We start from the raw sequence: 26,764 nt of genomic DNA, 5'->3' as shown, positions 1-26,764 counted from the left end.
CCAGGATCAAACTCTCCATAATAGTTGAACGATTGCTCGTCCTTATTGAAAGCTGAATAGCTCAATTGACTTGCTAGCGAGATTGTTAATCTCATGTTTGAACGATTGCTCGTTCATGTTTACTCACTCGTTGTTCAGTTTTCAAAGATCAATGTCTTTCGTACACTGCCGCGTTTCCGAAGCAGCGAGAAGTAATATACCACACTAACTTTTAAAATGCAACTTTATTTTATCAAGTTACTTTTTTATATCTCGCAACTTCATTTTATCAAGTTACTATTTCCTGTCTTGCGACCGGATTGATAATATACCATGTATATCTCTTGTTTTGCAAATGTTTTATTTTCCCAATCCCCAATCTAATTTGGTTCGTTATCATCTCGCGGCAGCCATCTCCTCATATAGCTTCAATCATTCAACATATAGAACATCCATCTCTTCTAATTGTTGACTGTTATAACCACTTAAATGATCTGATGACACCCACTCATAATGGGTTAAACCAATTCTTTGAGCTATTAGATAAGCAGGTGGGTTTTCATAGCTTAGTTTACTATCTTTAAAGTCGAAGATTTGTTCTAGATCGCCAATGGGATTTCCCTGGGCTAAAATCAAATTCTCCAAATACGGGAGATTAAACAAATCCTTTTCGATGACCAGACTTTCTCCTGCCCAGTCCGCTTTATAATCAAATACAAGCTCATCTTTCTCATAAATCTTTAATGACCACATATGGTCCTCAAGGTAAACGTAATGAATGAATAGACTCGGATTACTTTCACTTAAAACATCATTTGCGTTTCTTCCTCTATAATCAATTACAAAGGAAACCCATCCATTTTGTTCACCAAAGACATACCCGCTCATTTCTGAGTCTCGTAAAAGAGTCACTGCCTTCGTCTGATCCAAAGTCTTGAGATGATAACTTTCACTAAATTCACTCATCTAACGTTTAGCCTCCAATTGTAGTTCTCCGATCTGTCAACAATAGAACCCGCATCCGAGGCATTCCCGCTCCCCAGCCGCCGCTATTCCGTATAAAAAACTTCGTTTGATGCGAGCGAAGTTTTCTATTATCGAGCATCTTAAGTAGAATCGTCCCTCTCCGGTCCGCCGCCCAAGCGAGCTTCGCGGACAAGGCGCGCGGCTTCGCTGCGATTCTGGACCTGCAGCTTGCCCAGAATGTTCGTCACATAGTTGGCCACTGTCTTGCCGCTAAGGTCCAGCTTGTCGGCAATGCTGCCGTTGCTCGCCCCGTCGGCGATCAAATACAGCACTTCCCGCTCGCGCACCGTCAGTTCGGGGAATACCTCTTCATTCGCTGCAGGGCGCGCCATCGCGAAATAGTCAATCATGCGTGCGGCAATGTTCGGGCTGAAGATCGCCCCTCCACCGGCGACGGCACGAATGGCCCGCATCAAATCGTCCTTCTCCGCGTCCTTAAGGACATAGCCGCGAGCCCCGGCCCGCATCGCAGTGAACACGGATGCGTCGTCCTGAAACATCGTCAGGATCAGCACGCTGACGTTCGGGTGCTTGGCGACAATATGGCGCGTCGCTTCAATGCCGCTCACACCCGGCATGCGGATATCCATCAGGACGACGTCCGGTTGCAATTCGCCGGCCAGGCGAACGGCCTCATCCCCGCTCGCCGCCTCACCGATGACTTCCATATCCGTCATACCGGCAAATAAAGTGCCGACACCGCGCCGAAACAACGGATGGTCGTCGGCAACAAGAATACGCAGCTTATGCTTCTTCATGAGGCGACCCCCTCGTTCGTCGGTTTCACCTGAATCGCCGGTTCCTCTTCCTTGAGTGGCAGCCACGCCGATACGATTGTACCGCCTTGGGCCGGCCGTTCAATACGACAGTCTCCGCCCAGCTCGGCTGCCCTCTCACGCATCGTGACCTGGCCGAGCCCGCCCCCGCCTATCCGCAATTGCGGAGGCCGCTCCGCCGAGGCGGCGCCGACGCCATTGTCGCTGATCGTAAGCTCCATCTTCCCGTCCACCGTCCGCAGCGTGACTGCGCAGCGGGTTGCGGATGCATGCTTCGCGACGTTGACAAGAGCCTCCGTCGCAATGCGGTACGCCGCCACCTCGACGGCGGCGGGCAGCGGTGGGAGAGCTTCAGGCGCATCAAGCTCGATGCGCAGCTGCGGCGCTCCCACCGCCGACCCGCTCAGATCGGCGATGCGCTCGCGAATCGCGCCGATCAAGCCAAGCTCATCGAGCGCAGGCGGCCGCAGATCGTACACGAGCGTGCGGATGTCTGCAATCGTGCGTCGAATGTGCCCGCGCAGTTCGGCGATCATCGACTTAGCGTCGTTGGGTTCCGTATCGACGCGCATCTCGGCCGCCGCAGACGTATACAGAAGCGCGGCGAGCCGCGGCGCGAGGTCATCGTGCAGGTTGTGGCGCAGCCGCCGGCGCTCATCCTCTCGCGCTAGCACAAGCCGTTCGCGCGATTCCTGCAGATCCGCCGCAAGCTGCTGTACGGCGTACGTCGCCTGTACGCCGTGCACGATTGCACCGGCGTGGCGGCTAAGCAGCTCGAGGAACCGCCGGTCTGCTTCGGCTAAGCCGTCACGGTCGGGGTCCGCACCGGTTCGGGGCAGCGCGGGCAGATGCAGCTCGCCGACCTGTTCTCCTCGGTGCACGAGCGGCACACGCCGCACATCCTCCGGCACCTCCCCGTCTTCCGCAACCGGCCGGCCGTTGCCGTTCTCTTGAAAGAATCCGGCATTGGAGGTACCGACTCCAACCGAAATGCCTGTATAAGATAACCGCAGCGCTTCACGGACCGACCGGGCGACGGCGAATAGCGCTTCCTCCGGCTTAAGCGGCTTGGCGAGCCGCTCCCCAAGATCGGCTAACGTTGCCACGGGATCTCCTCGTTCGCCGTACATCCACCTGTCGACCGCCCGCTGCAATCGTACTCTGAGCGGATGAAACAGCACCGCCACGAGTCCCGTCGCTGCGAACGAGACGAACCATGACCCCGACGTCTGAAACAGCAGGCTTAAATAGCCAACCGTTCCGCCGTATAAGGCGATGATGCATAAGGTCAGCAAACCGTATACAACCGTCCGGTTGACAAGCGGATCGATGTTCCACAACCGATACCGCAGCAGCGCAACGAGCAGCGTCACCGGAATCACACACATCGACATCTGTACCCCTATTTCCAATACATACATCAAGTAGGGGCTTTCTACCCACGCCTGTTGGTTCAATAAATAAACGGCCGACCATCCGGCGAGACCGCCTAAGGCGATGACGAAGCCGTAAACCGCCCACTTCGTTTGGAGCCGTTCCGTCGGACTCAACTTGAGACGATACCGGTAGACGACTAGCACAATCAGCGAACAGATCCATCCGACGAACCAAGCATGAAATAATGGCGTAAACTGCTGCAAATCAGCCCATGTGCCGGGAGCGAGCATTCCCGGAATGCGAAGTGCCATGATGGCGCCCAGCAGCCAACCGGTCCAGGGAGGAGAAAATTTACCGTTCGGGAATGTCCCGCAAAACAGCATGAAGCCGACCATCCCGAGAGCGCCGATCATCTGGACGGCCAATCTCCATACTGGACCCGCTTCTTTCAATACGTCCATAACCGGAATGAACGTAGCGCCGCAAATGATAAGCGTCAAAGTGCCCAGCAGCCCGACCGCATCGCCCCGTTTATACGCAAACAACACAGCACCTGCGGCAAAGAACAGCAGCGAAAACAATACATAAAGCCAAGTATACGCAGATGCATACGCCGTTGGCGTCAAGCCATGGGCGTCAAGCCACTCCATTCCGGGGGGCGGATTATAGAAAAAACGGCATTCGCTGACAGCGCAGCGATCGCGCATTTCCCGAAAAAAAAGCGGCACTGCATATGCATAGAGTGCCGCGCAGAGCGCCGAAATGAAAGCCACAACCCAACGGGCGGTTCGGATGAAAAGCAAAAGCGACAGCCTCCACGGACCAGATTAAATTCACTTTCAATTATAGCAGCAGCTTTATTTTTTAGTAAATGCTTTCACCCTCATCCGGAGAAAATACCCGGCCGAATTTCCCGGATTCGGGAATCGCCTCCTCTGCCGTTGGGATACCTCGGGAAGGTATGATGAAGCTATCAATTGAAGGAGGTATTTGCCAAATGAACGTATCAATCAGTCCGACATATTTCCGCCTGTCCGGCATCGCCATCGTGATCGGGGGGCTGATGGGAGCGGCCGGCCAGCTCATCCATGCCGAAGACACACCGGCCTCGGTCGCCGATATCCCTAGCTTCGTTTCTTTCGCTGTCAATACACACGTGCTGCTCGCTTGGGCGTCCACCTTGCTGCTCCTCGGTCTGCCGGCGGTCTACCTGCGGCAAGCTGCAATGCTGCGTTGGTGGGGATGGCTTGGTTTCCCGCTGCTTTTTATCGCGCTCATGTTCGAGATTTTCCACGGCCCCGTCCAAATTTTGGCGTACCCGATTATTTTCCATGACGTGACGACATCTGAACAGCTCCAAGCCGTTTCTGATCAAATCAACAACCTGGCCATCGACCAATATCCGCTGCAACTTGCCGTACTCATTCCCATCGTTCCGTTCCTGTTTCTCGGTCTCATTCTTACTGCTGCCGGGATTTTACAGACGCGCATGCTGACGAAAGGGCCTGGTATTTTCCTATGCGTCGTAATCGGGATCACCGTGCTCAGCCAATTCATTCATATTCATTTGCTTGAAGTTTCCTTTTCGTATATTCACCTCGCTTTCGTTTATATCGGCGCTGCGCTTGCATTCGGCCGCAGCGAAGCAAGCTCCTCCGCCGGGCACAGCCACATTGCCTGAACGAAGTCGACCTTCCCGAATTTCCCGATAAACTTCCCGGTTTCTTAGGTAGGGATGACTCTCGTGGCAAGGAATTCCTGTTTGTTATGATCATTTCAGGGGACGAATCAACAGATGTTCAATCGAATGCAGCACTTCATAGACGATTTATAACCAATTCAAAGGAGAGATCAATCATGTCTTTTTCAAGCAAAAACGTAATCCGGAAATCCGTTATCGGACTTCTGCTCGCCGGCTGCTTGCCGTTCGGCAGCTACGCCGCCGCGTTCGGCGAAACCTCGCCTGCCGGCGTCCAGATCAAGGAATTCAGTCTGCTCGATACGGCGTCCGACGTTGTCGGCGCGGCGGACTTCACACCGGAGGGTAACAAGGACGGCCACTTCAAGCTGCTTCTGAACCTGGCGCAAAAGACGGTCATCAATGCGGTCGTCCTGCGTTCCACCGACGATTACGGCAAAGATAATCAGCAAGGAGTCTGGAGGACGAACCGCGCCACCACCGGTTGGCTGCTCGGCATCGTGCAGGACAAAGTCGTAACGACAGCAAGCGGCACGACTCATGAAAGTGAAATCGTCAACCCAGGCTTTCGCAAAGATGTGAAAGAACCGGTCGGCGAGTTCGAAGGTCAGCTTACGCTTGACTTGTATGCCAGCAACAACGGCACGATCAAAGAAACGCAGTATTATGTGCTGGAGATCGAGACGCCGCAGGGTACGGTCGTATCCAAACCAATCAAATACATGAAACCGATGAAATCGGATGGATCTGCTCCAACATCATCACCGGCTCCAAGTCCGACACCTGTGCCTGTGCCTGTACCTTCGCCGAATCCGACGCCTTCACCGACCCCGGCTCCGGTTCCGGCTCCCGTCCCTGCTCCGGAGGATGGCTCGAAGGATATTGCGATCCATGTGTTTTTCAAAGGAACCGAGCTGCATTTTGAGAACGCGCAGCCTATCGTCAAAGACGGCCGCACCCTAGTTCCGTTCCGCAAACTGTTTGAAACCCTCGGTTTTACTGTGCAATGGGTGGAACATGGAGACGTTCGGAAAGCGATCGGTACGAAGAACGGTCTCTCCATTGAATTGACGATCGATAGCAAGAATGCGAGCGTCAACGGCAGCAACGTCGCCCTTGACGTCCCTGCTCAGATCATTGACGGAAGTACTATGGTGCCTTTGCGCTTCGTGTCAGAGAACAGCGGCTATCAAGTCGACTTCTCCAGCAGCGGCAATGTTTGGAATATTAAGATCGATGGCGCCGGAGATATCCCGGATCCCGGAACGAGTCCGGCACCGACTCCTATGCCGACTCCTGCGCCAACACCGGTTCCTACGCCGGAACCAGCACCAACGCCCACACCTGTACCCGTACCGTCCGCAGGGGATGTTGAACCGTACGTCGTGAAGGGCTACTTGCTTAACGGGCAGGGTAACCCGATACCGGATGTTATCATAAATGCAGATAACTTATTGCTGTACGACAGCAATATGCAAGCCATAACCGACGAGAACGGATTCTACCGGCTTGACTTGGCTCACGTTCCCGCAACTTGGCGCATGAGTACGAGATTCTCCCTCGAATACCATGGCAAACAGCTCGATTTATGGTTAGCAGCCGACGGCGATAAACCGTTCGCCGGAAGCACAGGGGCCATCCGCAATTTCACCTTAACGAATCTAATAGGAAAGTTTGAAATCCATCCCGATTTCTGGTCGTTTCCCGACAACTTGCCGCAATTCGATTCGGCCGACCTGGAAGTTACGCTTACGCCTGTCGGACCGTTGTTTGACGGAAGCGCCGGCCAAACGATAACGAGACACGCTGCAGCACTCGAAACAGGCGGGCACGGACTGGATCAAATCCCGCTCGGCCGCTACAAAATGTCGGCCAGATGGATGCCGGAAGGTCACGAGCCCATGCCAATGCTGGTAAAAGTCACAGGTACCAACCAATTTGCTCCATCTGTCGAGTTTGATTTTAATAATGTTCAGGGTGGAGGCTCCACCATCTTCGTCAACGCAATTGACGTCAAGCTTGCAAGTTCGACTAATAACTAACTCCAGAAGCCTCCGCTTTCACGGCAATCGTGAAGGCGGAGGCTTCTCTCTTTATTTAAAGCCATGAAAACGGCTTAACGGAAACCCTCGTACGTTCCGAGCGTTCCATTTCTTCTGCAATGATGCGAATGCCCTCTTCAATGTCACGTTCATCTGTCCGTATGATGCTCATGCGTAACAGGTTCATTTTCGGGAAAGTTGTAAGGAACTGCGGATCGGCCGCTAGAACGTCAACACCGCGATGGTTCAACTGTTGAATCAATTCCTCTTTATTAACGTCTGAAAGGCGTAAGGCAGAAAAGAGTCCTCCGCTAGACTCAATAGAATATAAGGAATCTTCGGGCAGCAATCTCCTGGCTATGTCTTTCAATTTATTGATCCGCTGATTATATAAAGATCTCATTTGCTTAGCATGATGGTCATACATGCCGGACTGTATATAAATCTCCAGCACCCCTTGAGAAAGAACGGAAGTACTCAAATCCGCCGTATGTTTGTACAACTGAAGGATTGGGATTAATGAGTTCGGTACCGCCGCAGCAGCAAGTCTTAATCCGGGCAGCATCACTTTAGAAAAACTTCGCAGATAGATGACATGACTGGAGCCATTATAAGCTCGAATGGGATCTGCTTTGGAGTTTGTTTCTAAATCTGCAAGGTAGTCGTCCTCAACAATGTAGACGTCGTAAGCCTGAGCAAGCTCTGCCAGCCTCTGCTTCTCTTCTTGTGTGTAGGAAGTCCCTAAAGGATTATGAAACCTTGGAATGGTATAAAAAAACTTGATTAGATTGCTTTGAAAATGACGCTCTAAAGTTAACCAGTCAATGCCGTCTGGCGTTCTTTCGATGCCAATTACGGTCTGTTGCTGCGCCTTTAAGGAAGCCAGCATCCCCCAATAGGTCGGCTGCTCAACCAAAATGTTCGTCTTCCCGTTCGGAAAAGGCATTCCGGCCAAAAGATGCAGAGCTTGCTGAGCGCCTGAGAATATAAAGACCTGCTGCTCCGAAGAAAAGACTTGCTGCTGGTGGAACAGCTTCACAATTTCTTGACGAAGAGAGAGTAAGCCTTGCGGATCGGGATCAGTGAATATGGAGGCCTCAAATAATTCCATGGCTTTGTTCATACATTGTCGAAAATCCTTTTGCGCTATGGATGAGGGATCCGGTGCCGCCGATGCAAAATCGATCCGCTTTGTTTGTATCAAAGGCAGCAGCGCTTCCTGGGCTACAACAAAGTAACCGCTCTTCGGGCGCGAATAAATCAGATACTCCTTCTCGAGTTCCTGATACACGCTAATTATTGTGTTCATGCTGCAATCAAATTTCCGGCTCTGCATGCGGATAGACGGCAATCTCTGGCCAGGTGCCATAAGACCTTTGACGATGTCGGAGCGGATACTTTGCAGAATCGATTCTTTTTTATAAGTCATATCCTCACCCTTTGATCTGTATCCATACAGATGAACCTTTTCTAGATATACACATGTTTTTGTACCCATTATAATGCAGATTATCATACAAAAGTATATCTGGGGTGACGATAATGAACAAATCGACGAACGGCTGGATCAACGGATTCTTAGGTGTGCTGATCTTCAGTGGTTCTCTGCCGGCAACACGTTTGGCTGTCATGGATTTTGACCCGCTGTTCCTCACGGTATGTCGTGCCGCTATAGCCGGGGTGCTGGCTGGCGTGCTAATCCTCATCTTCGGGCAGCAACAACGCCCATTCCGAAGCGACATTCTTCCGCTGTTGTTCGTAGCACTTGGTGTGGTAGTGGGGTTCCCTCTGCTGACAGCCTTAGCGCTTCAATATGTTACAACCGCGCATGCGATCATTTACGTTGGGCTTCTGCCGCTCTCGACTGCGATTTTTGGTGTACTGCGTGGCGGTGAACGTCCGCAGCCGATTTTTTGGGTGTTATCAGCTCTAGGAAGTTGCCTTGTAGCGGGGTTCGCTTTAACGAACGGGGCTACCTCCTCACCCATAGGGGATGGACTCATGCTGGCTTCAATTCTTGCCTGTGGTTACGGTTATGCGGAAGGAGCACGACTCTCACGGAGGTTAGGCGGTTGGCAAGTTATCTGTTGGGCGCTCCTATTCTCGCTTCCCGTCATGCTATTGCTCTCGTTTTATTACATGCCTCAATCTTGGTCTAATATAAGTGTCGCGGCAGTTCTGAGCCTTGCTTATGTTTCTCTATTCAGTATGCTTATCGGTTTCGTGTTCTGGTATCGGGGTCTTGCTCAGGGAGGCATTGCAGCAGTCGGGCAGTTGCAACTCCTACAACCATTCTTTGGTTTGTTACTCTCAGCCGTCGTTCTGCATGAGTCCGTCGGTTGGCCGATTTTCATTGTCAACATTGGGGTCGTATTGTGCGTGGCGTTTGCCAAACGTTTTTCATCGAAATAGTTTCCCTTTTAGACCTCAAACAACTGGTTAAGCATCTTTTCCTTATTATTTACAAATTCTTTCATGATCACGTAATGCTCTGTTTCCTCCAAAGAAAGGCTTTCTATACCATCCGGCTTCAGATTGTATAGAATCGAATCCGGATATGCCATAAGAATCGGGGAATGCGTTGAAATAATAAACTGGGAATTTTGTTGAACTAATTCATGTATGCGAGTAAGCATCGCCATTTGGCGCAGAGGAGATAATGCGGCTTCCGGTTCATCCAAGATATATAATCCCCTGCCTCCAAAACGGTGAACAAACGTAGAGAAAAACGACTCGCCGTGTGACTGCTCATGCAAAGACTTCCCGCCATATGCTTCTTTAATCGGAGGTCCAAATGAAAATTGACTATCGAGTTCATCCATATTTGTAGCAACATTATAATAACTTTCGGCTCTAAAAAAGAAACCATCTTTGGGCCGACGAGGACCTTTGATCAAATGGATATATTCATATAGGTTAGAATGTGTAGATCGCGTCGAAAAGGAAAAATTGATGGTACCGCCCTCAGGGTTAAACCCCCACGCTACAGCAATCGACTCCATTAAGGTCGATTTACCCATGCCATTTTCGCCAACGATATAGGTTACTTTGGGGTGGAAATCAAGCTGGTTGAGGTTCTTAATCGCCCCTAGATTGAATGGGTAGGAATTGTAAGATGGGATCCCCTTTCTATTAAGCTGAATTTGCCTTAAGTAGGAGTTAGGAGAATTCATTTGTCAGCACTCCAGTGCAATCATATTTTCTGAGAAGCTTGTTTCTTTTCTCAATCTTACCATATAGCCAATCGCTAATTGTACTACTTAACAATGGCAAAAAAAGACCCGCAGCAGCAGGCCGAGGGTCGTAAAGCAAGCACTTATTTCCACTTAATCAACTGTCCTGATCACGATCACTGTGAACGCTTCCGGCTATTCCGCATGATCCCTGGTAACCGTCGTTCATTTGCATGTCCTCAAGATTCTCACGCATTTCCGCATCCCCGGCTATATCAGCCACCAGCTTTACAGGAGGTTGCCTGAACTCCACACGCCCTTTTCTTTTGTGCTCCGTCAATTCTACTCACCTGCCGTTAATGAAGTTGCAATCCCAAGTAGTTTGTAACCAACCCAAGAATTCTATCCAAAGGTCAGCTGCGTGACTCTTTCACTGCAACAATCTTACTTGCATTTATTAAAAATTCTTTAATGAAGTTTAATGATATTCCACTATGAAACCTTCTGATTTCAAATAAGGTCCATTCTTCAACTTTCTTTACTCTCGCCAAATAATTCCTCGTTCCTCTGCGTTGTTCATTAAAAAAAAGAGTATACGCTTTAACTTTCTCTTGAATATCACTTTCCATTAGCTGCTTCATACTTCTTTCATAGAAGTTACATGTCCTGTCCGCCCATGAGATTAGTTCACTTCGGGGGGTTGTTGAACACCTGATTTCATCTTTACCTTGATAATAAAAGGTACTGTCCTCAAGATCATAGTCTGACAAGAACAGAAGATTTAATAAGCTCCAAAAGTACTCAGCCTCAGTTTGAATGTCCCAAACCGAACAATATCGGGGATGCAGTGTCACATGAGTAGAAATAAACCCGGCATAAAGCAAATTTAAATCTTTCATTTTCTTGAAGCATTCAGGAATTAGAGTACCCTCTCCCAGGAAAGCGACAACCTCATCCGTGAGTATGATTTTTTTGATATCCGTGATGATTTCTTTTTTATTATTGATGAATGTATCTGTTGAAGAACTAAAAGTATCTGTTAATAGGATCTCACCTGTGAGATCTGAATGTTCCTCTTTATAGTCCATTAATAAATTGCATACAACTTCCTCAAAAACTAGAAAACCAGCTATGATTTCGTCAAAACTATCCAAGGTATAAGGAGGAGACACGACTTCTATTAATGCATTAGAGTATTCAGGATGTATGTCCCAGCCTTTTTCAAACAAATCCTCCAGTTGCTTTTGTAGATCTTCATGAATACCCGACATAGCATGTATCTTATTAATAATCTGCTGTGAGGCTAACAAGTAACTTATGAAGTCACGTTCTTTATAAACTATTGCATATTCCTTTTCGATTCCAAACTCAAACCGGTCTGGAACGATTTTCATTGTTTGCCCCCCTCATACATATCTTTTATCACTTTTGAACGAAACTTGATCAGCTGAAATAATAAAGTTAACTAAACCCATCTTGTTGTTTTGTAATAGGACATGAAACTCATATCGGTTATTGACTTTATATACTTCCTCATACAGCCACCATGAATCTTCCAATGACCCTTCTTGCTTTATTATATTAAAATTTTTGAAAGTGACTTGATTGATATTGGTAAAACCACCTGAGTTATCAAGGCGTATTACGAAGGACATATCTTCCTGTACGGTGTTTGTAATCGTACAATCATGGAATCGGAATTTGTTAATAATTTCTTTATCCATTGTATTGGAGACTTCCCGCATATATCTTCTATAATCTTCAATTGTCGCCTTTACCGACCTTTCGTTATCCTCACAATATGTAGTTACCGCATTTATTACTGCTCGGGTTGCTTTATTTAAAGTAAAAACCCTTATATCAGCGATTTGTTTCAATATTGCTGCTGGTAAATTCCTTTGTAAATGCTCTTGATTATAGTTGAAACTTTCATGAAATTGTTCGATACTCTTAGCTCTATTAAAGGGCTCATATCCATGATTATTATTTATAAATGCTGCTTCGTCGTTTTCTATTATAGAAGAAATTTCTTCTTGTAAATGAAGCCAACTATTTAACTCTGTGTTATAAAGTTGTTGAAAATACGGTTCTGAAAATGTTTCAGCGTGCTTTTCTTCCTCTAAGCCTAGATGGAAACTTGTTTTTTGACACAACTCATACCATTCTTTCGTAAAATATTTCATTGTATGTCGCCTCTCCGTTATTCAATTGTAACAAGATGATTCCGCATTCTTCCTCTCGCTGATTCTTTGTAATAATAATGGTGTGCTCATGCTGCGCCACAAAGCTATATGCAGGGCTTTCCCAATCCCGTGGCTGCGCAGATTCTTAATCCAAAGACTGCAACAGCCCACGAATAAGGCCGCGCAGCGAAGACACGGTTCCAACATCTATAACATCCCCATCAGAACCTAGCTTCTTACTGGCAAATGGAACGGCAAGCGTTGCTTCCTCCGGAATCATCGCGCTCATCATCTTAAGAGTCAGTATCAAAGATGCCAGCGCCGTAGCGCCACCCTCCGGATGCGGTGATGCACTGATAACCGCGGTCGGCTTATTCATGAACTCGCCAGAGGATACAATCCAATCCAGTGCGTTCTTGAGCGAGCCTGGCACTCCACGCGCATATTCCGGCGTACAGATGACGATTGCATCGGCTGATCGCAGCTGTTCCCGCCATTCGGCCACCGCCTTATGCGGTCCGGATTCTTCAACGTCGGAGTCAGGGTTGAAATGTGGCAAGTTCCCCAGCTCATCGTAAACACGATAAACTACACCTGGGGGCATCATTTTCTCCACAGCTGAAAGCAGGCGAGAATTGGTAGATTCCTTGCGAAGACTTCCGGATATACCTAACACGACAAGCTGTTGTTTTGTCATTCCGTTCACCGACTTTTCTTTTGATATCGCAAGTATAAACCATATCGCCAATGTTATAGTCAACAAGAACATCCTAGATGCATACCGCGGTATTGCTTCCTAACCGTTTGTTGCTTTTACAACAATCTGTCCAAGCGAAACACACCTCCCAGAATACATTGTTAGTGGAGGTGTATGTAGCGATGGCCAAATACTTGCATACCGGATCGTTTAACTATCCAACTGCTGGTATCAAAACGTTAGTTGTGGTCCCGGTAGGAGTTGACGCAACTCTCGCAATTGCAAATAATTCCAATCAGCCCTTTACTATCTTGTTGAGTGGAGCTGTTACCGTTGCTGTAAAACCGTATGGGATTGCACGAATTGGATTTGGCAGTGGTGGGTTTACGACAACTGTTGCAATAAGGACGAAAGGACCCAGCAACGGGGCGTTTATTGTTCAACAAACCGCGTCCACATTGAATAGAAAAAAATGATCTAAACAGTTTTATCAGTCAATTTCAATATTCGCCGGCACAAGGCCAGTTAAACTGAACCATCGAGAACTGATGGTCTTTAAGGGTTATACAGCCTCAATCTTAGGCCATGCCAGTTCGATGCCGTTCGCCGTCAGTAAAGCTTGAAGTTCTTTGAGCTTTGCTGCGTCAGCGCGAACCTCACTAGGGGTCATGCCTTGGTTCAAACAAAAAGCAGCTGTATAGCCTGCTGACTCCCCGATATTCCATTCAACGGGATGAAGCCTGTAGCAGCCGTTGGTAATATGGGTTGTTCCTATATTTTTGCAGGCAGCCAGCAAATTCGTAACCTGCTTGGGAATCAGACTCCCTAATGGAATTTGAAAAGGTAACGAAGAAATATCGAGGAAATTCCGTCCCTTCATACTCGGATGCAAATCAATACGGTAACATCCGATGCCTACGCTGTCCGGGAACTCTACTGCCCCTTGATCGCCTCGTATGGCTGTGCTTACATGCTGTTCCAAAACGGTGAACTCCGCTTTGATCCTACGCGATTCCCGAATATACGGCGCCTGGGCCATGCCATCAGCGGTCCCGACGACGTCCGGACGCAGCCGAAGCCCCGGATAGCCCACTCCCCCGTCAGGCCGAGGAGCTTCCGTCTGCAGCCAGTATAACAAAGATAAGCTTAGCTGTTTCGCTTGATGCCGATGCTTTTCGGCCAACTGCTCAGGTACATCGTACACATTGCCAAGAAAGTAATCGTTCTGCGCCCAATTGACTAACGAAATATCCGACGGGTATGTCCCGGCTGCGAAGTTCGCTCTATCTACAATCCGGCGATAGATAAATAAAGGATATTTATCCGTACCGGGAAAAAGCGTTTCTTCTGTTGGTTCCAGCGTCTTGGGATCGGGCGATACCCAATTCAACTGTGGATTCGGCCAAAACGGGGCTTGAAAAGAGCGCCAGAACTCGTAATCGTCGGGTTTATCAATGACATGATTCTCACCTTCGATGTAATCCATCGCAAAGCAGTAAGTAAAAGCCTGTATATCGTGAGGATCTGGGTCACCCTCCAAGGCATGTGGCTCATTTGTTTCTAACTTCGATTCTGCCCCAACTACATATTCGACTTCCGCAAGTGGCAATACATCCCCGCATTCCGTTGCATCAAGAAAATAAGGTGCGTGAACCGTCAGCTCTTCCCCGTTGTCGCGTTTGACAGTAACTGCTTGGATCACGTTACCCTTTCTATGTGCATTTACAATTTTACAACGTGTATGAATGATAAGTTTCCCGCTGTTAACGAACGGGGCAAGCAGCTGCTGTAATACAGCATGAAAGACGCGTGGTTCGGCGCACAGCCGGCTTACCCCGCCATTTCCCGGATTTAAATAGTATGCCGAACGCCCGTACTCTGATAACGGATAGTGTTGACGGTAGTATTCTCTGACCTCGTCGCGGAACTTGCGATAGCTTCGCGTACAGCCGAATTGCTCAATCCATTTATGCTCATCTGGCGGCACTGCCTGACTCGTCAACTGACCGCCAATCCAGTCGTATTCATCGGTCATATACACATTCTTTCCCATCCTACAGGCGGCTAGAGCTGCAGCGCACCCCCCTACTCCGCCGCCTATAATTGCAACATCTGTGTGTAGATCACTTTTCATATTCACCATTCACGAATTACCTCCTTCATCCACATTAGTTAATTTAAACCTATTAAATAGACGGCAGGTACCTTCTTAAAGTTGCAAAATTAGCTGAACCTCATAAGCTTCTAAGGGTTCCTCGATCGAGGCCATTCAATGGGAGTATGTGCCCATTCATGCATCTAATTCCAAACGTTGGGAATCATACGTTCAATTGATTTCCAGTAATCGTGGGGGGGGTTCAGCATTGGCCTTCTTTTTTACCAAAGATAAAAAACGTAAACTCAACCGGATTCCACAAGGCTCATCCGCTATGTCCAATGAGCCGGACAAGCTCAATCCCTCTCTTTCCATGAATGTGCTGCATTGTCGGTAAGCACCAAAGGCGGACCTGTACGTTTCATCTCCGAGCCGCAGACAGAGGCTGTCGTGCGCGGCCCAAGGCAAGGTTTCTTATACCGAGGGAATCGCCAGCCCTAATGTGCTGGAAGAAGTTCGGGCCCGGCTAGCACAAATCGATGTGGATACGATTCTGGACAGTTGCTGTTTGTCAATCCTATTGGTCCAACCGGACTCCTAGCCATGATAAAATTCCTGATGAGCAAGGGTTTCGTCTTACGTTGATAGATTGGACCGCTAAGAACAAAGGTTAATCCGCAGGAAACGGTATTTCGCATCAAAGCGCTTTGGAATAAGCGCACACCAAAAAACCCCGGCATCCTTCATCCTTGGCTGGGGTTTTTTCGTTTAAGGGCCGATATTATACGCGGAACCTATTGAACAAATGAATTGTTCCGCTCCCAATGCCCGCCTTCATCTGTGCTTCGATAACTCATTATTGCAGCTTGAAGTGCACCCTTTGCAGCTTCCTCTTGCGTTTTATAGCTGTTTTCCATCGCTCCCGCATAAACAGGACCAGCATTATCAGCACCTTTGTAAAAGTGACTGAGTTCATAAAAATAACTGCCCTCACGATTTTGGAGAATATGAATACCAATAGAAATGCCATCAACGCTAGCTTTCAAACTTCGAACAACCTCGTGAACGGATTCAATATCTGCATGAACATTCTCCAGCTCGGATAAATTTAACATGATCTATGCCCCTCCAACTCTCATCAAAAGATATCATGGATAGTTTATCCAGTGTTCTCAAAACGATTCAAATGACTTACATCAAGTAGAAAATGACCTGTTTTTAACAAAACTAAATTGCCAACGCCCATTAACTTAATGATTACAAATGATCGGGTAGACCATGAAGATACATATTTATGCAGTCCGTGCTGCTCCTTAACACGCCAATGGTCTTAGCATTCGGAGACTTATAAATGGTCAAGTAATCAGCTTCGTCATAATCTTCCCGGATCGGGAAAGCAAGTTTTTCCTCATCCAGTGAGAACTCTGCGTGAATGCCAGGTTTATTGCCTCTTGGGTCCAAGCGGATCCACTTTTCCAACTTCTGAACATAAACAGCGTTTAAAGCATGAATACAGTAGCCTGTGTCTGGAGTGTCTCCGAGCGTAAGTCGTTGATAACAGAAGCCAGCGGGTATGCCCGCTCTTCGTAATATCGCACATAAAAGGTTAGCTTTTGCATAGCAAATGCCTTCTTCATGAATCAATGTTTCCGACGCGGAACAAGTAATTCTAGAACTTTGGATATCCCAAGAATGATCAATCTCATCACGGACATATTCATAAGATTTTTTAATAAAATCCACTTGATCTTGTGATGAGGCTTCCAATTTGGAAGTCAATTCGGCAATCAATTGGTGATCATAATCAACCTCTTCTGTCACGATCAAGTAATCGTTAATGACTAGCGATTCACAGATCAGATTCATTATAACAACTCCTAAACGATTATTTGCCATATAGTCTATCTGAATAATTATGCATAATAAAGATAATATATTCAATAATTTCATTGCCCGTTACCTTAACAAAACTAGGGAACAGCTGCACCATTGCGAGTTGCTCCATCATTCTTCTGAGTGTACAGGGCATAATTATTTTTTCGACACATGAGACAACTATATCTAATATCCTAAATTAGCCCATTTATTTAAAGGAGAGTTCTGATGGAAAGGAAATTAATTTATGATTACATTGTTGTGGGTACAGGACCCGCAGGAGCGGTAATTGCGAAAACCCTATCCGACGATAAAAGAACATCCGTCCTTGTTTTAGAAGCAGGCGGTAACAACGATAAAGACAAACCGATTAGCGACTCGACGATGGCTTCCGAGCTGGAAGAACAATTCTTTCCTCAGTATTTTTGGCAAGGAGAAGGTGTCCCGCAAGCCGGGCTGGATGATCGGACGTTCGAATGGACAACAGGACGTCTCTTAGGAGGCGGTTCATCGATTAATGGAGAACAGTACGTGCGCCCAACAGGCAAGGTATTTAGGGAATGGGCAAGGCTGCTCGGACCTCTCTGGTCTCCTAATCGGGCGGTTCTGCGATTCAAAAGACTTGAGAAATATAACGGGAAAACAAATAATGCCTCTGCACGCGGTTATCGTGGGCGCATTGATATTCGCCAGGCTCCTCTAAATCCGACATCGATGGCAAATAAATTAGTTGCTGCAATCGAACGAGCTTCCGGCTTCCCTGAAATTTTGGATTATAATAACCCGAAAACCACAATTGGCCCCTTTACGCGATGGCAATTATATCAGAAACCGAATGGCAGGAGGGAAAGCTCCTCCACTGCATTTTTGTCCTCGGATGTCGTAGCGTTGAATGGCCGGGGAGTAAATGGCCGTAAATTAAGATTATTTTCTGATTCGACCGCTTTAAGGGTCATATTTTCTAATAAGCGCGCCCGCGGAGTGGAATTTCTAAAAAGTGGGAAGCGTTTAATCGCATACGCAAGGAAAAAGGTCATTATCGCGGCAGGGATTAACAGCGCTCAGCTCTTACTGCTATCCGGGATAGGATCTGCAAAAATACTTAAAGAAGCTGGTATTCGCTGCATCTTTAATAACCCCAATGTGGGGAAAAGCTTAAGAAACCATACACTTAACTTTGCTGTATTTCAATCGAATCCGAGCGACAGACCTTTACCTTCGAATGATCCCAACGCCCTTTATACCGGCGGGGCTTTCCTGCCTGACCCTCTAGGAATAGATAGAAAGCGTCGAGCGGTTCAAATTCTGGGTATAGGCTCTGAAGACGATACGTTAACATTAGGTTTGATCTACTTGCGTCCGAAGAGTCGCGGTACCATCCGCATCCAAAACAAAGATCCTCTTAAACTTGTGCTCGCAGATGAAGGATTTCTAGATAATCCGAATGATTTGGAAGCCGTAAAAAACATTTATAAGATCTATGTAAAGAATATAGCCGCTGAGCTAATGGCCATTGATCCATTATATCGGCTCATTTCACCTACTGTTGAAACAATTGATAACGATGCCGAACTGGAACAATTTATTAAAGACAACTTTGATCATAATCATCACCAACAAAGCTCGCTTCGAATGGCCCCCTTACAAAATGGAGGGGTTGTTGATCGGCGTGGAAATGTTCACGGTGTAAAAGATTTAATTGTTGCGGATGCTTCAATCATCCCTTTTACAGTGGATGGAAACACTTCAGCGGCAGCCTATCTAATCGGATATACCATCGCTAAACAAGTCATATGGATAGATAAAAGGAAACAGCGGAGGAAGATTCGAGAGAAATTTGAAAATAGCGAAGAATAACTGAAAACATTTAAGTTCAGTTTTCATAAAGGCACTCTATACTCAGAGTGCTTTTTTTCGTGTTTTTTCTGTTCCATGGAATTCGCACATTTTTGAATCCATAGGGATTAGTCCAATTCGCTATTCTCCATTAAGAATACGCTATGCTGAACATGACTAAAGGAGGATTTATATGGCACAATCAGTGAAATTAAGTCCGCAATTCAGAAGACTTTGTATGCAGTTTGGCAGAATCTTAGGAGGAGAATCGGAAATTGAAGCAGGTCCTGTTTGTTTTGTGACGCGAATGACGAATTTAAAAGAAACGATCTTAGGAAGAAGAACGCGCTCCCCGCTAGTTCAAATGCAAATGTTCTCGTTTGAATCGCTGGATAGCTCGGGTCGTGCACTATGCTTGGGTGAGACTGCCGTTCATCAAGATCAGGTTAACCGTTTAATAACGAACCTCCGTAGACGCGGGATAAAAGTAACTGCGATTCATAATCACTGGTTAAAAGAAAATCCTCGATTAATGTATATGCACTGGGAAGCCATCATGAATCCTGTCGTATTTGCGAGAAGAACCAAGGAATCTATTGCATTCTTGGGTTAATTGCCGTTGAGTTTTATTCGTATTTTATTATGAAGGGATGATTACGTATGGCGAAACAAGTGCAAGTAAGTCCTGCCTTTAGAAGACTATGTGATCGGTTTTCAACCATTTTAGGTGCAACGGAGCATGAAATTACAAAAGGTCCCGTTTGTTTTGTTACTAGAAATCGGAGAGTAAACGCTGCCATTTTAGGAAGACGTACTACATCTCCTTTAGTCCGCTATCAACTGTTCTCTTTTGAATCATTGGACAAATCGGGTCGCGCACTCTGTTTGGGGGAAACGGCTCTCTTCCAAAACCAAGTCAATCGTTTGTTGACCAATCTTCGCAATAACGGGATTACAGTAACTGCAGTCCATAATCACTGGCTGTTCGAGAACCCGCGCCTTATGTATATTCACTGGGAGTCGATTGATAATCCTATTGAATTTGCAAAGAAAGTAAAACGTTCTATCGCTTTTCTGGGTTAGTTAATATCCCTTATTTATATAAGTTTTAATATTTTCTAATTCACATTTTTGTTGGGCTCTTACAACAATTAATCCTGTTATTGGGGAACCTTAATTTATCGGGGTTCCCCATTCTTATTGTTCTGCATTATCTGCTTTAGATGAAGAATCATTATCACGATCCGCACGTATAGCGTGAAAGCAATCGCCACCGCGTTTACAAATACGTCCTTTTCGACTTAAAAACCTCCTGCACTTTCTTTAACTCTTAGGCGTAATCCGCATATGATGAAGAAAATCCTTAATAAGGGAGGTGTTTTTTTGTATTATCGTACTTATGACGCACCGAATGCCGCTATATATGCTCCCTACGATTTAATGTGGTGGAATTATCGCCCAAATGGCATGCAGCCGCCATATCAAGCCCTGCAGAAATCGCTGCACGCTATTCAAGAAGCTGTAGCTAACGAGAGCAACACTGAAAAGTTCTACCAGAAGCTGCTTGAGCTTTCCCCATCCGAGGAAGACCGCGGTGTAATTACTTCTATACATGAAAATGAACGAGCACATTTGCAAACGTTACGGGAGATTTATTTTGCATTTACAGGAAGCCAAGTTCCGGCATCTCCACCTACAACGGTGTATAAAGAACCGGCATCATATAAAGAAGGATTAAAGACGGCTATATTCAATAAATGGAAAACTAACCTGATTGCCGGAGAGCTGTTAGCTGCTATGCCTACTGGATATTATCAGAACTTGCTGGCAAAAATCGCAGTAGACAACGTGACGATTGTATCGAAATTTAATTATTTGCTAGCAAACCTGCGTTAAACGAATACAAAAGCTCACGAGGCAAATACTTGGTTACGAATACTTAGATCCTTAAGACAACCGATCCATACGACGGCTGTCTTATTTTATTTGATGAATGATTGGGGACGGTTTATAGCGTAGACGGCTCGGTTTGTTGAGACAGGCAATTTTTTTACCAAAAAAAGCAAACCAGAATCCTTAAGTTTCTACATTGTAATTTTTTTCCCAGAGCTACATAATAGGACTCCTCGAGCAGGGAAATGCTACGCGGGCAGGAGCAAAAAGACTTTTGAGATTTCTCGCATCTCGGGCTCAAATTTATCATACAGGTGCTTGTTCGAGTTGTTGCGAAAAGAGGCAAAATTCAATAAAAGTTGTTATAGAAACTACTGTAGAACCCCGTGTTTAGACAATTTATCTTGCCGAATAATGCTGTACATCTTTAATGCGTTTATTACGAGGTGACCCAATGTACTATTGCATCAAGTGTAAAGAAGTCCACTTGCGTTCTGAATCAGAGCAAATCCTCATTTTTATTTCAGGGTTCCATTACTTTAATTCAACCATTTATAATGCAGGAGTTTGTAATGCTGAGAAAAAGTGGGAATGTGATGTTCTTACAAAGGAATTAACGGCAGATTAAGTTTAAATTGAAACGTTAAAATTAAAGAAGAGGCTGTCTGAGAAGTCTGTATGACTTCATACGGATTACCGATATAGCCGGCCTAGAGGGGAATGTATATATTTTTTCATATACATTTACCGATGTAGCCGGCATGCAGCCGGATTCGAGACGAAGAGGGTGTCCCAAAAGCCATGAATATGACCTGGGAACACCCTCTTCTTCTTGCCGCCCCAATGGCAGATTTGCCAGGGACAGCCCTTATCGGGGAAATTTATGGATTAATCAGTTTTGCAGCTTGCAGCATGCGGCGTACAAGAGCAGCCGTTTCGGCACGAGTCAGATTAGCGTCAATCAACTTCCAGCTTTTCTCCTCGTCCGTTCATAAGGTTAAGGCTGATCGCAGCGGCGACGTTCGTCGTGCCCAGGGTATTCCCTCCTTATACATATGTGTAATTTTTATTGATAATCAGTACATTCACGCGCCACTGGGAGCTTGCGTTGGTGCTGAATCTCAGCTTCACGTATCCATCCTTCCTCTGTATGACAGGCAGCATGTCTGTTGCAAATTCGCCGGCCTTGAGAACACGCTCAGGCTTCCACGCACATTGGCCGACGATCTCGACCTCTGTGTAAGAGGGCGCAGCTTGATCTCCCGTTACGAAGACCAGATCATACCTCCCCCTGGGCAGCTCCACCAGCAGCGTCGCCTCGCATTTGCCTCCGATAAAATCCCTGCGCAGCTCATCCGGCTCGCCGCGATCCTCGGCAATGAGGGCTTCCGCGGTCTCCCAGCCGATGCCTGAATACGGATGGAAGACAGACTCCTTGGATATTTGGCGGAACGTTTGGCCTAGAACACCTTCCTTATGAATCTGCCTAGGCAGTGCTTGGGTATAATCTTTGTCCAGCACATGCGAGCCCACGCCGAAGTCTAACCGGTAAGCGGCCAGCCTTGATTCACGGGAATTGCCGGCATAGTAGTCGAACGTGAAATGGTCGAGCAGCCTATAATGCTGCGTGTCTTTATCTTTGCCAAGGAACACGCGCCTCTGGGTATGGGCTGTGTGAACAAGCGGAGTTGTCCGCTGCTCGGGCACATGATCGGGGCTGGGTGCAAACGGCTCCATCGTTATAGGTTTCGAATGAGGATACAGCGCGTACTCGCCGTTTTTCTCCGTCTCGAATGAAATCCGTCCATTCTCCTCCCCATATTGAATAGGACTCCAGGCATTCTCGCTTTTCCTGACAACCGCCACCCTGTCATTGCACGGGAACGGGTTGCGAACCACCGCCCGATGACCTGCCTTGCTGCGCACATAAACCCACGCCGTGCGGCCGTCCTTGAGCTCCGCGCTTACCTCGAATGCGCCTGCGGCCAGCAAGCCGCGGAAGGAGCATTGGCTCCACTTCTCATAGCGTCCGCCCAGCTTCTCTGCCTCATGGGCGTACAATCCTACCCAACGCTCGGGTTCAGCCTCCCCGGAGGGCAGCGCCGGAAACACGTCGATCACCCCATCGTAGCTTTGCAGCAGCATTTCGTTCACGGCAGCGACCATCTCCCCGGAAGCCTCCATCATATGCGGATGGTATAACGGTTCATTCGTGATATTGCAATAGTTCATCCAGCGCTCCGTCTCTTCCGCAAACAAGCCGTTGCACCTGAGCGACAGGTCAATTCCTTGCTCATACAGCAGCCTTAGCGCCGTGCTGCCCTTCCCTAATCTGGATGCGGCGCAGGAAAGCCAACCGAACTGAAACATGCCGAATTCCGTCCGGTTCGCTGCATAGCGAAGTGTATTCTCAGCTCTCTTCCTCAACGTGGGGTCGCTATTTTTACCTATTTCTCCAATCGGGTAAATCGGCATAAGAAGTGAAGGATGGCGCAGATGCAGGTCAGCAGGCGCCCATTCGGAATCTGCCAGCACATCGCCGTACAGCTTGGAGTCCGCTGTTGGATACAAAGCCAGGTTATCCGCAATATGACTCCATTTAAGCCGGTCAGCTTCCGCTTCGCCCAGCAATTGATTCGATTCTATAGCAATCTGCATCAAATATTTAACGGCGGCCAAGGAGCAAGTCGAGTTACGGGTCAATGGCCCTTGTTCCGGCGAGATATCAGGGAAGATATGATACCGTCCCGTCTCAGCGTCAATCTGCAAGAAGCCTTCGAAAAATACGGCCAGCTGCTTAAACAGCGGATACGCCTTTTCCTTTAAGAATGCCATGTCCATACTATACCGGTAATAATCCCAAAGGAATTGCGCACACCATGGCCAGATGCTGACATACAGCGCATGCGGGTAATCCCCTGCAACGCCATCCAGACCATAGAATTGCTTCGCCATTTGCTCGGCAAGCTGAACATGAGAGAGCAATCCCTCGTTAAACGCTTCGGCCACTTCAAGGTGGTTCGCCGTATAGAGCGGCCAAAATGCGGCTTGAATGTTCACATCCCAATACCACATACTGCCCCATTTGGTTGGCTGCTTAATGTCCCATAAGCCGTTCAATCCGCACGCTTGCCCGCGCATTCTGCCGCCTTTTCCGCTGCAGCAGGCGATTGCATACAGGTTGATATACCAGAGATCTTCAACCATTTTATCCGGCAAGTCGATGGAAGAGCGAGACCAGAAGCTCTCCCAATGCGCTTGATGATGGGCTATGAGGTTCTGCACATGCGAGGCGGTAGTATTCAACCTCATCAGAGCGGTGGCGAGCAGTTCCTTCGTTTCCTCTTCCGTTACCACCGTTGTGAGCAAGGTTATCGTTGCTTCCGCATCCCGCAGATCCATGTGAAGACCCTCTTGGGAGCCGGCGATAACGCTGCCTTTGGCTCCGATGATTCTCATCATCACAAGGAAGGAAAACGGACCGTACTGCTCCTTATTTTCACCGTCAGGATAGAAGGACCCCATATAGTAGAATGTTGCATCATCCAATTGATGATACTCCACCTTCATATCCACATATCTTCCCTGGGGAACAGCCATCGCAACTGATGATAATAATGACGGTTTCGTCTGGTTGACTGTGGTAATAACATAATCGCCGTCCTGGGAAATGACCGTGTCTATGCTGAGCTGATCCTGGCCTTGCTTCACTTGTAACTGAACAACAGCCCTTTCAACATCCAGACTAAGGGAATAATGTTCGGGTTCTACAAGCTCCGCCGAAGGCATGAGGTGAATTTCTCCAGTCGGATAATGGGATGCTCCGCCGGAAGGCTTGCCATACTTTCTATACATGCTGTTAGCGGATAACACATCGCCGTACAGAAAGACAGGCTCCTGTTCGGGATTTCGGTACATCGCTGCAGCCAGCTTCTTCAGCTCGTCATAGGTACGTCCGTATTGAAGCGTAAAATCTCGGCCTTCACTATTCCGGTATTTTTTACTGTAGCAATGAAGCTTCTGATAATAAACCTCGTAATGATTGAGCGCTAGGGTTAATTGGTTGTCTTCATAATAGGCCATACCGCCAAAATGCCCGTTGCCAAGCGGTAAAGCCTCATTCCAACTGCTCGGAGCATTCTCGAATGTAACGCCTCTCACTGGAACCTCTCCTTCTGCCTGAAGTCTCTTGGTGAAATGTTTCAAATTTACTCCTTAATAGCCCCAATCAATACGCCTTGGACAAAGTATTTCTGAAGGAACGGGTATAAACAAATGATAGGAAGTGTCGAGACCATAATTGCAGCATACTTGATCGTTTCTCCGATTGCATATTTGTCATCGCCCCCGCCGGCCATCATGGAATCCGTATTGTTGGAGATCAGAATCTCCCGGAGCACAAGCTGAAGAGGATACGCCTCACGGTTCCGCAAATAGACCAGCGCGCTAAAGTAGGAATTCCAGTGCCCTACCGCATACCACAAAATCATGACGGCGATCACCGGCATCGAAAGCGGAATGACGATACGAAATAAAATTGTCCAGTCGTTAGCGCCGTCCATTCTAGCCGATTCCTCCAAGCTGACCGGGATGCCTTGAAACGAAGTCCGCATGATAATCATATTGAAGGTATTGATTGCGCCAGGAATGAGGAGAGCCCACATCGTATTCATCATCCCGAGCGAGTTCACCAGCAAGTAACTCGGAATAAGCCCCCCGTGGAACACCATCGTCACGACAATCACAAACATGATCATATTTTTAAAATAAAGGTTCGGTCTGGACAGCACGTAAGCGCCGATCGACGTCATTAACAGGTTGATGGCTGTACCAAGCACAACGTACAATAGGGTATTTTGGTATCCTTTCACAATCATCGGATTCTCGAAAACGGCTTTGTAGGCGCCAAGATCAAAGCCCGCCGGTTTGAGCATAATTCCCCGATGCTGCAGCAGCGATGTGGCATCGCTAAGCGAAGCGAACGCTACATACAGGAACGGATACAGGGTTACTGCGCAAAGTATGAGCATCAAGAGCGCATTGAAGTAACCGAATGTTCGCTCTCCTCTGGTTGGTTTCATGTGCGAATCTCCTTACCACAGTTTGTTCTCGCTGATCCGCTTGACGAAGCTGTTGGCCGCTACAATGAGCACGAAGCTGATCACCGAGTTGAACAGCCCGACCGCTGCGGTAAAGCTGTAGCTTGCTTCCAACACCCCTTTACGGTAGACATAGGTCGAGATAACGTCCGCCGTTCCGTAGGTAAGCGGATTATAAAGCAAGAGCACCTTCTCACTGCCGACCGTCAGCATATTCCCCATTTGCAGAATAAACAAGATGACGATTGTCGGCATGATGCCCGGAATCGTGATATGCAGCGTTTGCTTCCAGCGGTTTGCGCCATCCATCCTGGCCGCTTCATACAGGGTTGGATCGATCGTGGCCATTGCCGCCAAATAAACGATCGAGCCCCAACCGATTCCCTGCCAAATACCGGACGAAACGAACAGAAAGCGGAACCAGTTCTCATCCTTCAAGAAATCGATCGCTTCGATGCCGAAGATTCCCAAGATTTGATTGATCAGACCGTTTCGGCTCAAGAAATCAATCATCATCCCGGCCACAACCACGATGGAGATGAAGTGCGGCAGGTAGGAGATGGACTGCACCATCCGCTTAAATACGCTTTGACGGATTTCATTCAGCAGTAATGCGAGAACGATAGCCGCCGGGAAGCCGAACAGGAGATCGTATAAGTTAATAAGAATCGTATTCTTGATTAACCGCCAGAAATAGATCCCGTTAAAAAAGCTTTCAAAATGTTTAAATCCGACCCAAGGACTTCCTATAATCCCTTTCGCCGGCGAGAAATCTTTAAAAGCAATTTGTAAGCCGTACATGGGCCCGTAGTGAAATATGAGATAATAAGCAATAACGGGAATAGCCATCGCATAGATGGACCCGTGCCGTTTTACATCCGCACGTATGGTTTGCAGAACGGTTGGATCGCGGTTGATTTTCTTTGTTGTTACGGCATTTCCAGGCTTACCATTAACCGTACTTGGCCTCATCTTCTCCCTATCCTTTCTTCTCTGTTTCTAGGCGAGGACGGG

23 protein-coding genes are annotated in these 26,764 nt (G+C 47.5%); 9 read left to right on the top strand and 14 right to left on the bottom strand.

What is annotated here, in order from left to right:
* Window positions 1-411: 411 nt before the first annotated feature.
* The 3 genes from J2X61_RS31855 to J2X61_RS31845 all read right to left on the bottom strand — a co-directional run bounded on the left by J2X61_RS31855 (window position 412) and on the right by J2X61_RS31845 (window position 3,961).
* Window positions 412-945 carry a hypothetical protein gene (locus tag J2X61_RS31855; protein ID WP_274472911.1) on the bottom strand — a complete coding sequence of 178 codons (534 nt, stop codon included), beginning with the start codon at window positions 943-945 and terminating at the stop codon, window positions 412-414.
* 140 nt (window positions 946-1,085) lie between these two features.
* Window positions 1,086-1,829: a response regulator transcription factor gene (locus J2X61_RS31850; protein ID WP_310193945.1), complete on the bottom strand. Its 744-nt coding sequence runs from the start codon at window positions 1,827-1,829 to the stop codon at window positions 1,086-1,088.
* Window positions 1,760-3,961: a sensor histidine kinase gene (locus J2X61_RS31845; RefSeq protein WP_310193942.1), complete on the bottom strand. Its 2,202-nt coding sequence runs from the start codon at window positions 3,959-3,961 to the stop codon at window positions 1,760-1,762. Before J2X61_RS31845 ends, J2X61_RS31850 begins: the two co-directional genes overlap by 70 nt.
* 194 nt (window positions 3,962-4,155) lie before the next feature.
* Here J2X61_RS31845 and J2X61_RS31840 point away from each other — a divergent pair, with 194 nt between their 5' ends.
* Together J2X61_RS31840 and J2X61_RS31835 are read left to right on the top strand one after the other, a co-directional pair.
* On the top strand, window positions 4,156-4,839 hold the full coding sequence (locus J2X61_RS31840; protein WP_310193940.1) for a hypothetical protein: 684 nt from the start codon (window positions 4,156-4,158) through the stop codon (window positions 4,837-4,839).
* Between the two features lie 176 nt (window positions 4,840-5,015).
* Window positions 5,016-6,899, top strand: coding sequence for a copper amine oxidase N-terminal domain-containing protein (locus J2X61_RS31835; protein WP_310193937.1), 1,884 nt, complete (start codon window positions 5,016-5,018; stop codon window positions 6,897-6,899).
* A gap of 55 nt (window positions 6,900-6,954) precedes the next feature.
* On the opposite strand, the gene J2X61_RS31830 is transcribed toward J2X61_RS31835, so the two are convergent.
* Window positions 6,955-8,328 (bottom strand): aminotransferase-like domain-containing protein, encoded by a 1,374-nt coding sequence (locus J2X61_RS31830; RefSeq protein ID WP_310193934.1) that lies wholly within the window; start codon window positions 8,326-8,328, stop codon window positions 6,955-6,957.
* A 113-nt stretch (window positions 8,329-8,441) separates the two neighbouring features.
* Here J2X61_RS31830 and J2X61_RS31825 point away from each other — a divergent pair, with 113 nt between their 5' ends.
* Window positions 8,442-9,311 carry a DMT family transporter gene (locus J2X61_RS31825; RefSeq protein ID WP_310193933.1) on the top strand — a complete coding sequence of 290 codons (870 nt, stop codon included), beginning with the start codon at window positions 8,442-8,444 and terminating at the stop codon, window positions 9,309-9,311.
* An 8-nt stretch (window positions 9,312-9,319) separates the two neighbouring features.
* Here J2X61_RS31825 and J2X61_RS31820 read toward each other — a convergent pair whose 3' ends face one another.
* The 4 genes from J2X61_RS31820 to J2X61_RS31805 form a co-directional block, all read right to left on the bottom strand.
* A complete protein-coding gene (locus J2X61_RS31820; protein WP_310193932.1) occupies window positions 9,320-10,072 on the bottom strand; it encodes an AAA family ATPase in 753 nt (250 codons plus the stop codon).
* 413 nt (window positions 10,073-10,485) lie between these two features.
* A complete protein-coding gene (locus tag J2X61_RS31815) occupies window positions 10,486-11,466 on the bottom strand; it encodes a hypothetical protein (RefSeq protein WP_310193931.1) in 981 nt (326 codons plus the stop codon).
* A gap of 12 nt (window positions 11,467-11,478) precedes the next feature.
* Entirely contained in the window at window positions 11,479-12,255 is a 777-nt protein-coding gene (locus J2X61_RS31810) for a DUF4085 family protein (RefSeq protein ID WP_310193929.1), read from the bottom strand.
* Window positions 12,256-12,400: 145 nt separating this feature from the next.
* Window positions 12,401-12,931: an NADPH-dependent FMN reductase gene (locus tag J2X61_RS31805; protein WP_310193926.1), complete on the bottom strand. Its 531-nt coding sequence runs from the start codon at window positions 12,929-12,931 to the stop codon at window positions 12,401-12,403.
* A gap of 203 nt (window positions 12,932-13,134) precedes the next feature.
* Between J2X61_RS31805 and J2X61_RS31800 the strand changes: the two genes are divergently transcribed.
* Window positions 13,135-13,428, top strand: a complete 294-nt coding sequence (locus J2X61_RS31800) for a hypothetical protein (protein WP_274472896.1) — start codon at window positions 13,135-13,137, stop codon at window positions 13,426-13,428.
* 86 nt (window positions 13,429-13,514) lie between these two features.
* Here J2X61_RS31800 and J2X61_RS31795 read toward each other — a convergent pair whose 3' ends face one another.
* A complete protein-coding gene (locus tag J2X61_RS31795) occupies window positions 13,515-15,086 on the bottom strand; it encodes an FAD-dependent oxidoreductase (RefSeq protein WP_310193949.1) in 1,572 nt (523 codons plus the stop codon).
* Between the two features lie 348 nt (window positions 15,087-15,434).
* Here J2X61_RS31795 and J2X61_RS36525 point away from each other — a divergent pair, with 348 nt between their 5' ends.
* Entirely contained in the window at window positions 15,435-15,548 is a 114-nt protein-coding gene (locus J2X61_RS36525; RefSeq protein WP_379241152.1) for a hypothetical protein, read from the top strand.
* A gap of 293 nt (window positions 15,549-15,841) precedes the next feature.
* Here J2X61_RS36525 and J2X61_RS31790 read toward each other — a convergent pair whose 3' ends face one another.
* Window positions 15,842-16,162 carry a hypothetical protein gene (locus tag J2X61_RS31790; RefSeq protein WP_274472895.1) on the bottom strand — a complete coding sequence of 107 codons (321 nt, stop codon included), beginning with the start codon at window positions 16,160-16,162 and terminating at the stop codon, window positions 15,842-15,844.
* 142 nt (window positions 16,163-16,304) lie between these two features.
* Window positions 16,305-16,913: a transglutaminase-like domain-containing protein gene (locus J2X61_RS31785; RefSeq protein ID WP_274472894.1), complete on the bottom strand. Its 609-nt coding sequence runs from the start codon at window positions 16,911-16,913 to the stop codon at window positions 16,305-16,307.
* A gap of 237 nt (window positions 16,914-17,150) precedes the next feature.
* Here J2X61_RS31785 and J2X61_RS31780 point away from each other — a divergent pair, with 237 nt between their 5' ends.
* The 4 genes from J2X61_RS31780 to J2X61_RS31765 all read left to right on the top strand — a co-directional run bounded on the left by J2X61_RS31780 (window position 17,151) and on the right by J2X61_RS31765 (window position 20,654).
* Window positions 17,151-18,779, top strand: coding sequence for a GMC family oxidoreductase (locus J2X61_RS31780; RefSeq protein ID WP_310193921.1), 1,629 nt, complete (start codon window positions 17,151-17,153; stop codon window positions 18,777-18,779).
* A gap of 172 nt (window positions 18,780-18,951) precedes the next feature.
* A complete protein-coding gene (locus J2X61_RS31775; protein WP_274472892.1) occupies window positions 18,952-19,371 on the top strand; it encodes a DUF1259 domain-containing protein in 420 nt (139 codons plus the stop codon).
* Between the two features lie 47 nt (window positions 19,372-19,418).
* Window positions 19,419-19,841, top strand: coding sequence for a DUF1259 domain-containing protein (locus J2X61_RS31770; protein WP_274472891.1), 423 nt, complete (start codon window positions 19,419-19,421; stop codon window positions 19,839-19,841).
* A 264-nt stretch (window positions 19,842-20,105) separates the two neighbouring features.
* A complete protein-coding gene (locus J2X61_RS31765; RefSeq protein WP_274472890.1) occupies window positions 20,106-20,654 on the top strand; it encodes a ferritin-like domain-containing protein in 549 nt (182 codons plus the stop codon).
* A gap of 1,044 nt (window positions 20,655-21,698) precedes the next feature.
* Here the strand turns inward: J2X61_RS31765 and J2X61_RS31760 are convergent.
* Genes J2X61_RS31760 through J2X61_RS31750 form a run of 3 tightly spaced genes read right to left on the bottom strand, consistent with a single transcriptional unit; the run spans window position 21,699 to window position 26,722 of the window.
* The gene (locus J2X61_RS31760) at window positions 21,699-24,812 is read right to left on the bottom strand and encodes a glycosyl hydrolase family 95 catalytic domain-containing protein (RefSeq protein ID WP_310193918.1); all 3,114 of its coding nucleotides are present in this window, start codon (window positions 24,810-24,812) and stop codon (window positions 21,699-21,701) included.
* 47 nt (window positions 24,813-24,859) lie between these two features.
* The gene (locus J2X61_RS31755; RefSeq protein WP_310193916.1) at window positions 24,860-25,732 is read right to left on the bottom strand and encodes a carbohydrate ABC transporter permease; all 873 of its coding nucleotides are present in this window, start codon (window positions 25,730-25,732) and stop codon (window positions 24,860-24,862) included.
* Between the two features lie 12 nt (window positions 25,733-25,744).
* Complete coding sequence (locus J2X61_RS31750; protein ID WP_310193912.1) at window positions 25,745-26,722, bottom strand: ABC transporter permease; 978 nt, start codon at window positions 26,720-26,722, stop codon at window positions 25,745-25,747.
* Window positions 26,723-26,764 lie beyond the last annotated feature (42 nt).

Origin of the sequence: Bacillus sp. 3255, assembly GCF_031456485.1 — a bacterium.
Lineage (GTDB): Bacteria > Bacillota > Bacilli > Paenibacillales > NBRC-103111 > Paenibacillus_E.
Note: the sequence above shows the minus strand (reverse complement) of the source record. Positions and strands in the feature narration are given on the sequence as shown.

Bases quoted from the DNA above. Each gene is read 5' to 3' on its own strand.
- J2X61_RS31775 (WP_274472892.1), top strand. From the start codon at position 18,952: ATGGCACAATCAGTGAAATTAAGTCCGCAATTCAGAAGACTTTGTATG.
- J2X61_RS31815 (WP_310193931.1), bottom strand. From the start codon at position 11,466: ATGAAAATCGTTCCAGACCGGTTTGAGTTTGGAATCGAAAAGGAATAT.
- J2X61_RS31785 (WP_274472894.1), bottom strand. From the start codon at position 16,913: ATGAATCTGATCTGTGAATCGCTAGTCATTAACGATTACTTGATCGTG.
- J2X61_RS31800 (WP_274472896.1), top strand. From the start codon at position 13,135: ATGGCCAAATACTTGCATACCGGATCGTTTAACTATCCAACTGCTGGT.
- J2X61_RS31770 (WP_274472891.1), top strand. From the start codon at position 19,419: ATGGCGAAACAAGTGCAAGTAAGTCCTGCCTTTAGAAGACTATGTGAT.
- J2X61_RS31765 (WP_274472890.1), top strand. From the start codon at position 20,106: ATGATGAAGAAAATCCTTAATAAGGGAGGTGTTTTTTTGTATTATCGT.
- J2X61_RS31855 (WP_274472911.1), bottom strand. From the start codon at position 945: ATGAGTGAATTTAGTGAAAGTTATCATCTCAAGACTTTGGATCAGACG.
- J2X61_RS31825 (WP_310193933.1), top strand. From the start codon at position 8,442: ATGAACAAATCGACGAACGGCTGGATCAACGGATTCTTAGGTGTGCTG.
- J2X61_RS31750 (WP_310193912.1), bottom strand. From the start codon at position 26,722: ATGAGGCCAAGTACGGTTAATGGTAAGCCTGGAAATGCCGTAACAACA.
- J2X61_RS31795 (WP_310193949.1), bottom strand. From the start codon at position 15,086: ATGAAAAGTGATCTACACACAGATGTTGCAATTATAGGCGGCGGAGTA.
- J2X61_RS31810 (WP_310193929.1), bottom strand. From the start codon at position 12,255: ATGAAATATTTTACGAAAGAATGGTATGAGTTGTGTCAAAAAACAAGT.
- J2X61_RS31755 (WP_310193916.1), bottom strand. From the start codon at position 25,732: ATGAAACCAACCAGAGGAGAGCGAACATTCGGTTACTTCAATGCGCTC.
- J2X61_RS31790 (WP_274472895.1), bottom strand. From the start codon at position 16,162: ATGTTAAATTTATCCGAGCTGGAGAATGTTCATGCAGATATTGAATCC.
- J2X61_RS31820 (WP_310193932.1), bottom strand. From the start codon at position 10,072: ATGAATTCTCCTAACTCCTACTTAAGGCAAATTCAGCTTAATAGAAAG.
- J2X61_RS31840 (WP_310193940.1), top strand. From the start codon at position 4,156: ATGAACGTATCAATCAGTCCGACATATTTCCGCCTGTCCGGCATCGCC.
- J2X61_RS31780 (WP_310193921.1), top strand. From the start codon at position 17,151: ATGGAAAGGAAATTAATTTATGATTACATTGTTGTGGGTACAGGACCC.
- J2X61_RS31835 (WP_310193937.1), top strand. From the start codon at position 5,016: ATGTCTTTTTCAAGCAAAAACGTAATCCGGAAATCCGTTATCGGACTT.
- J2X61_RS31830 (WP_310193934.1), bottom strand. From the start codon at position 8,328: ATGACTTATAAAAAAGAATCGATTCTGCAAAGTATCCGCTCCGACATC.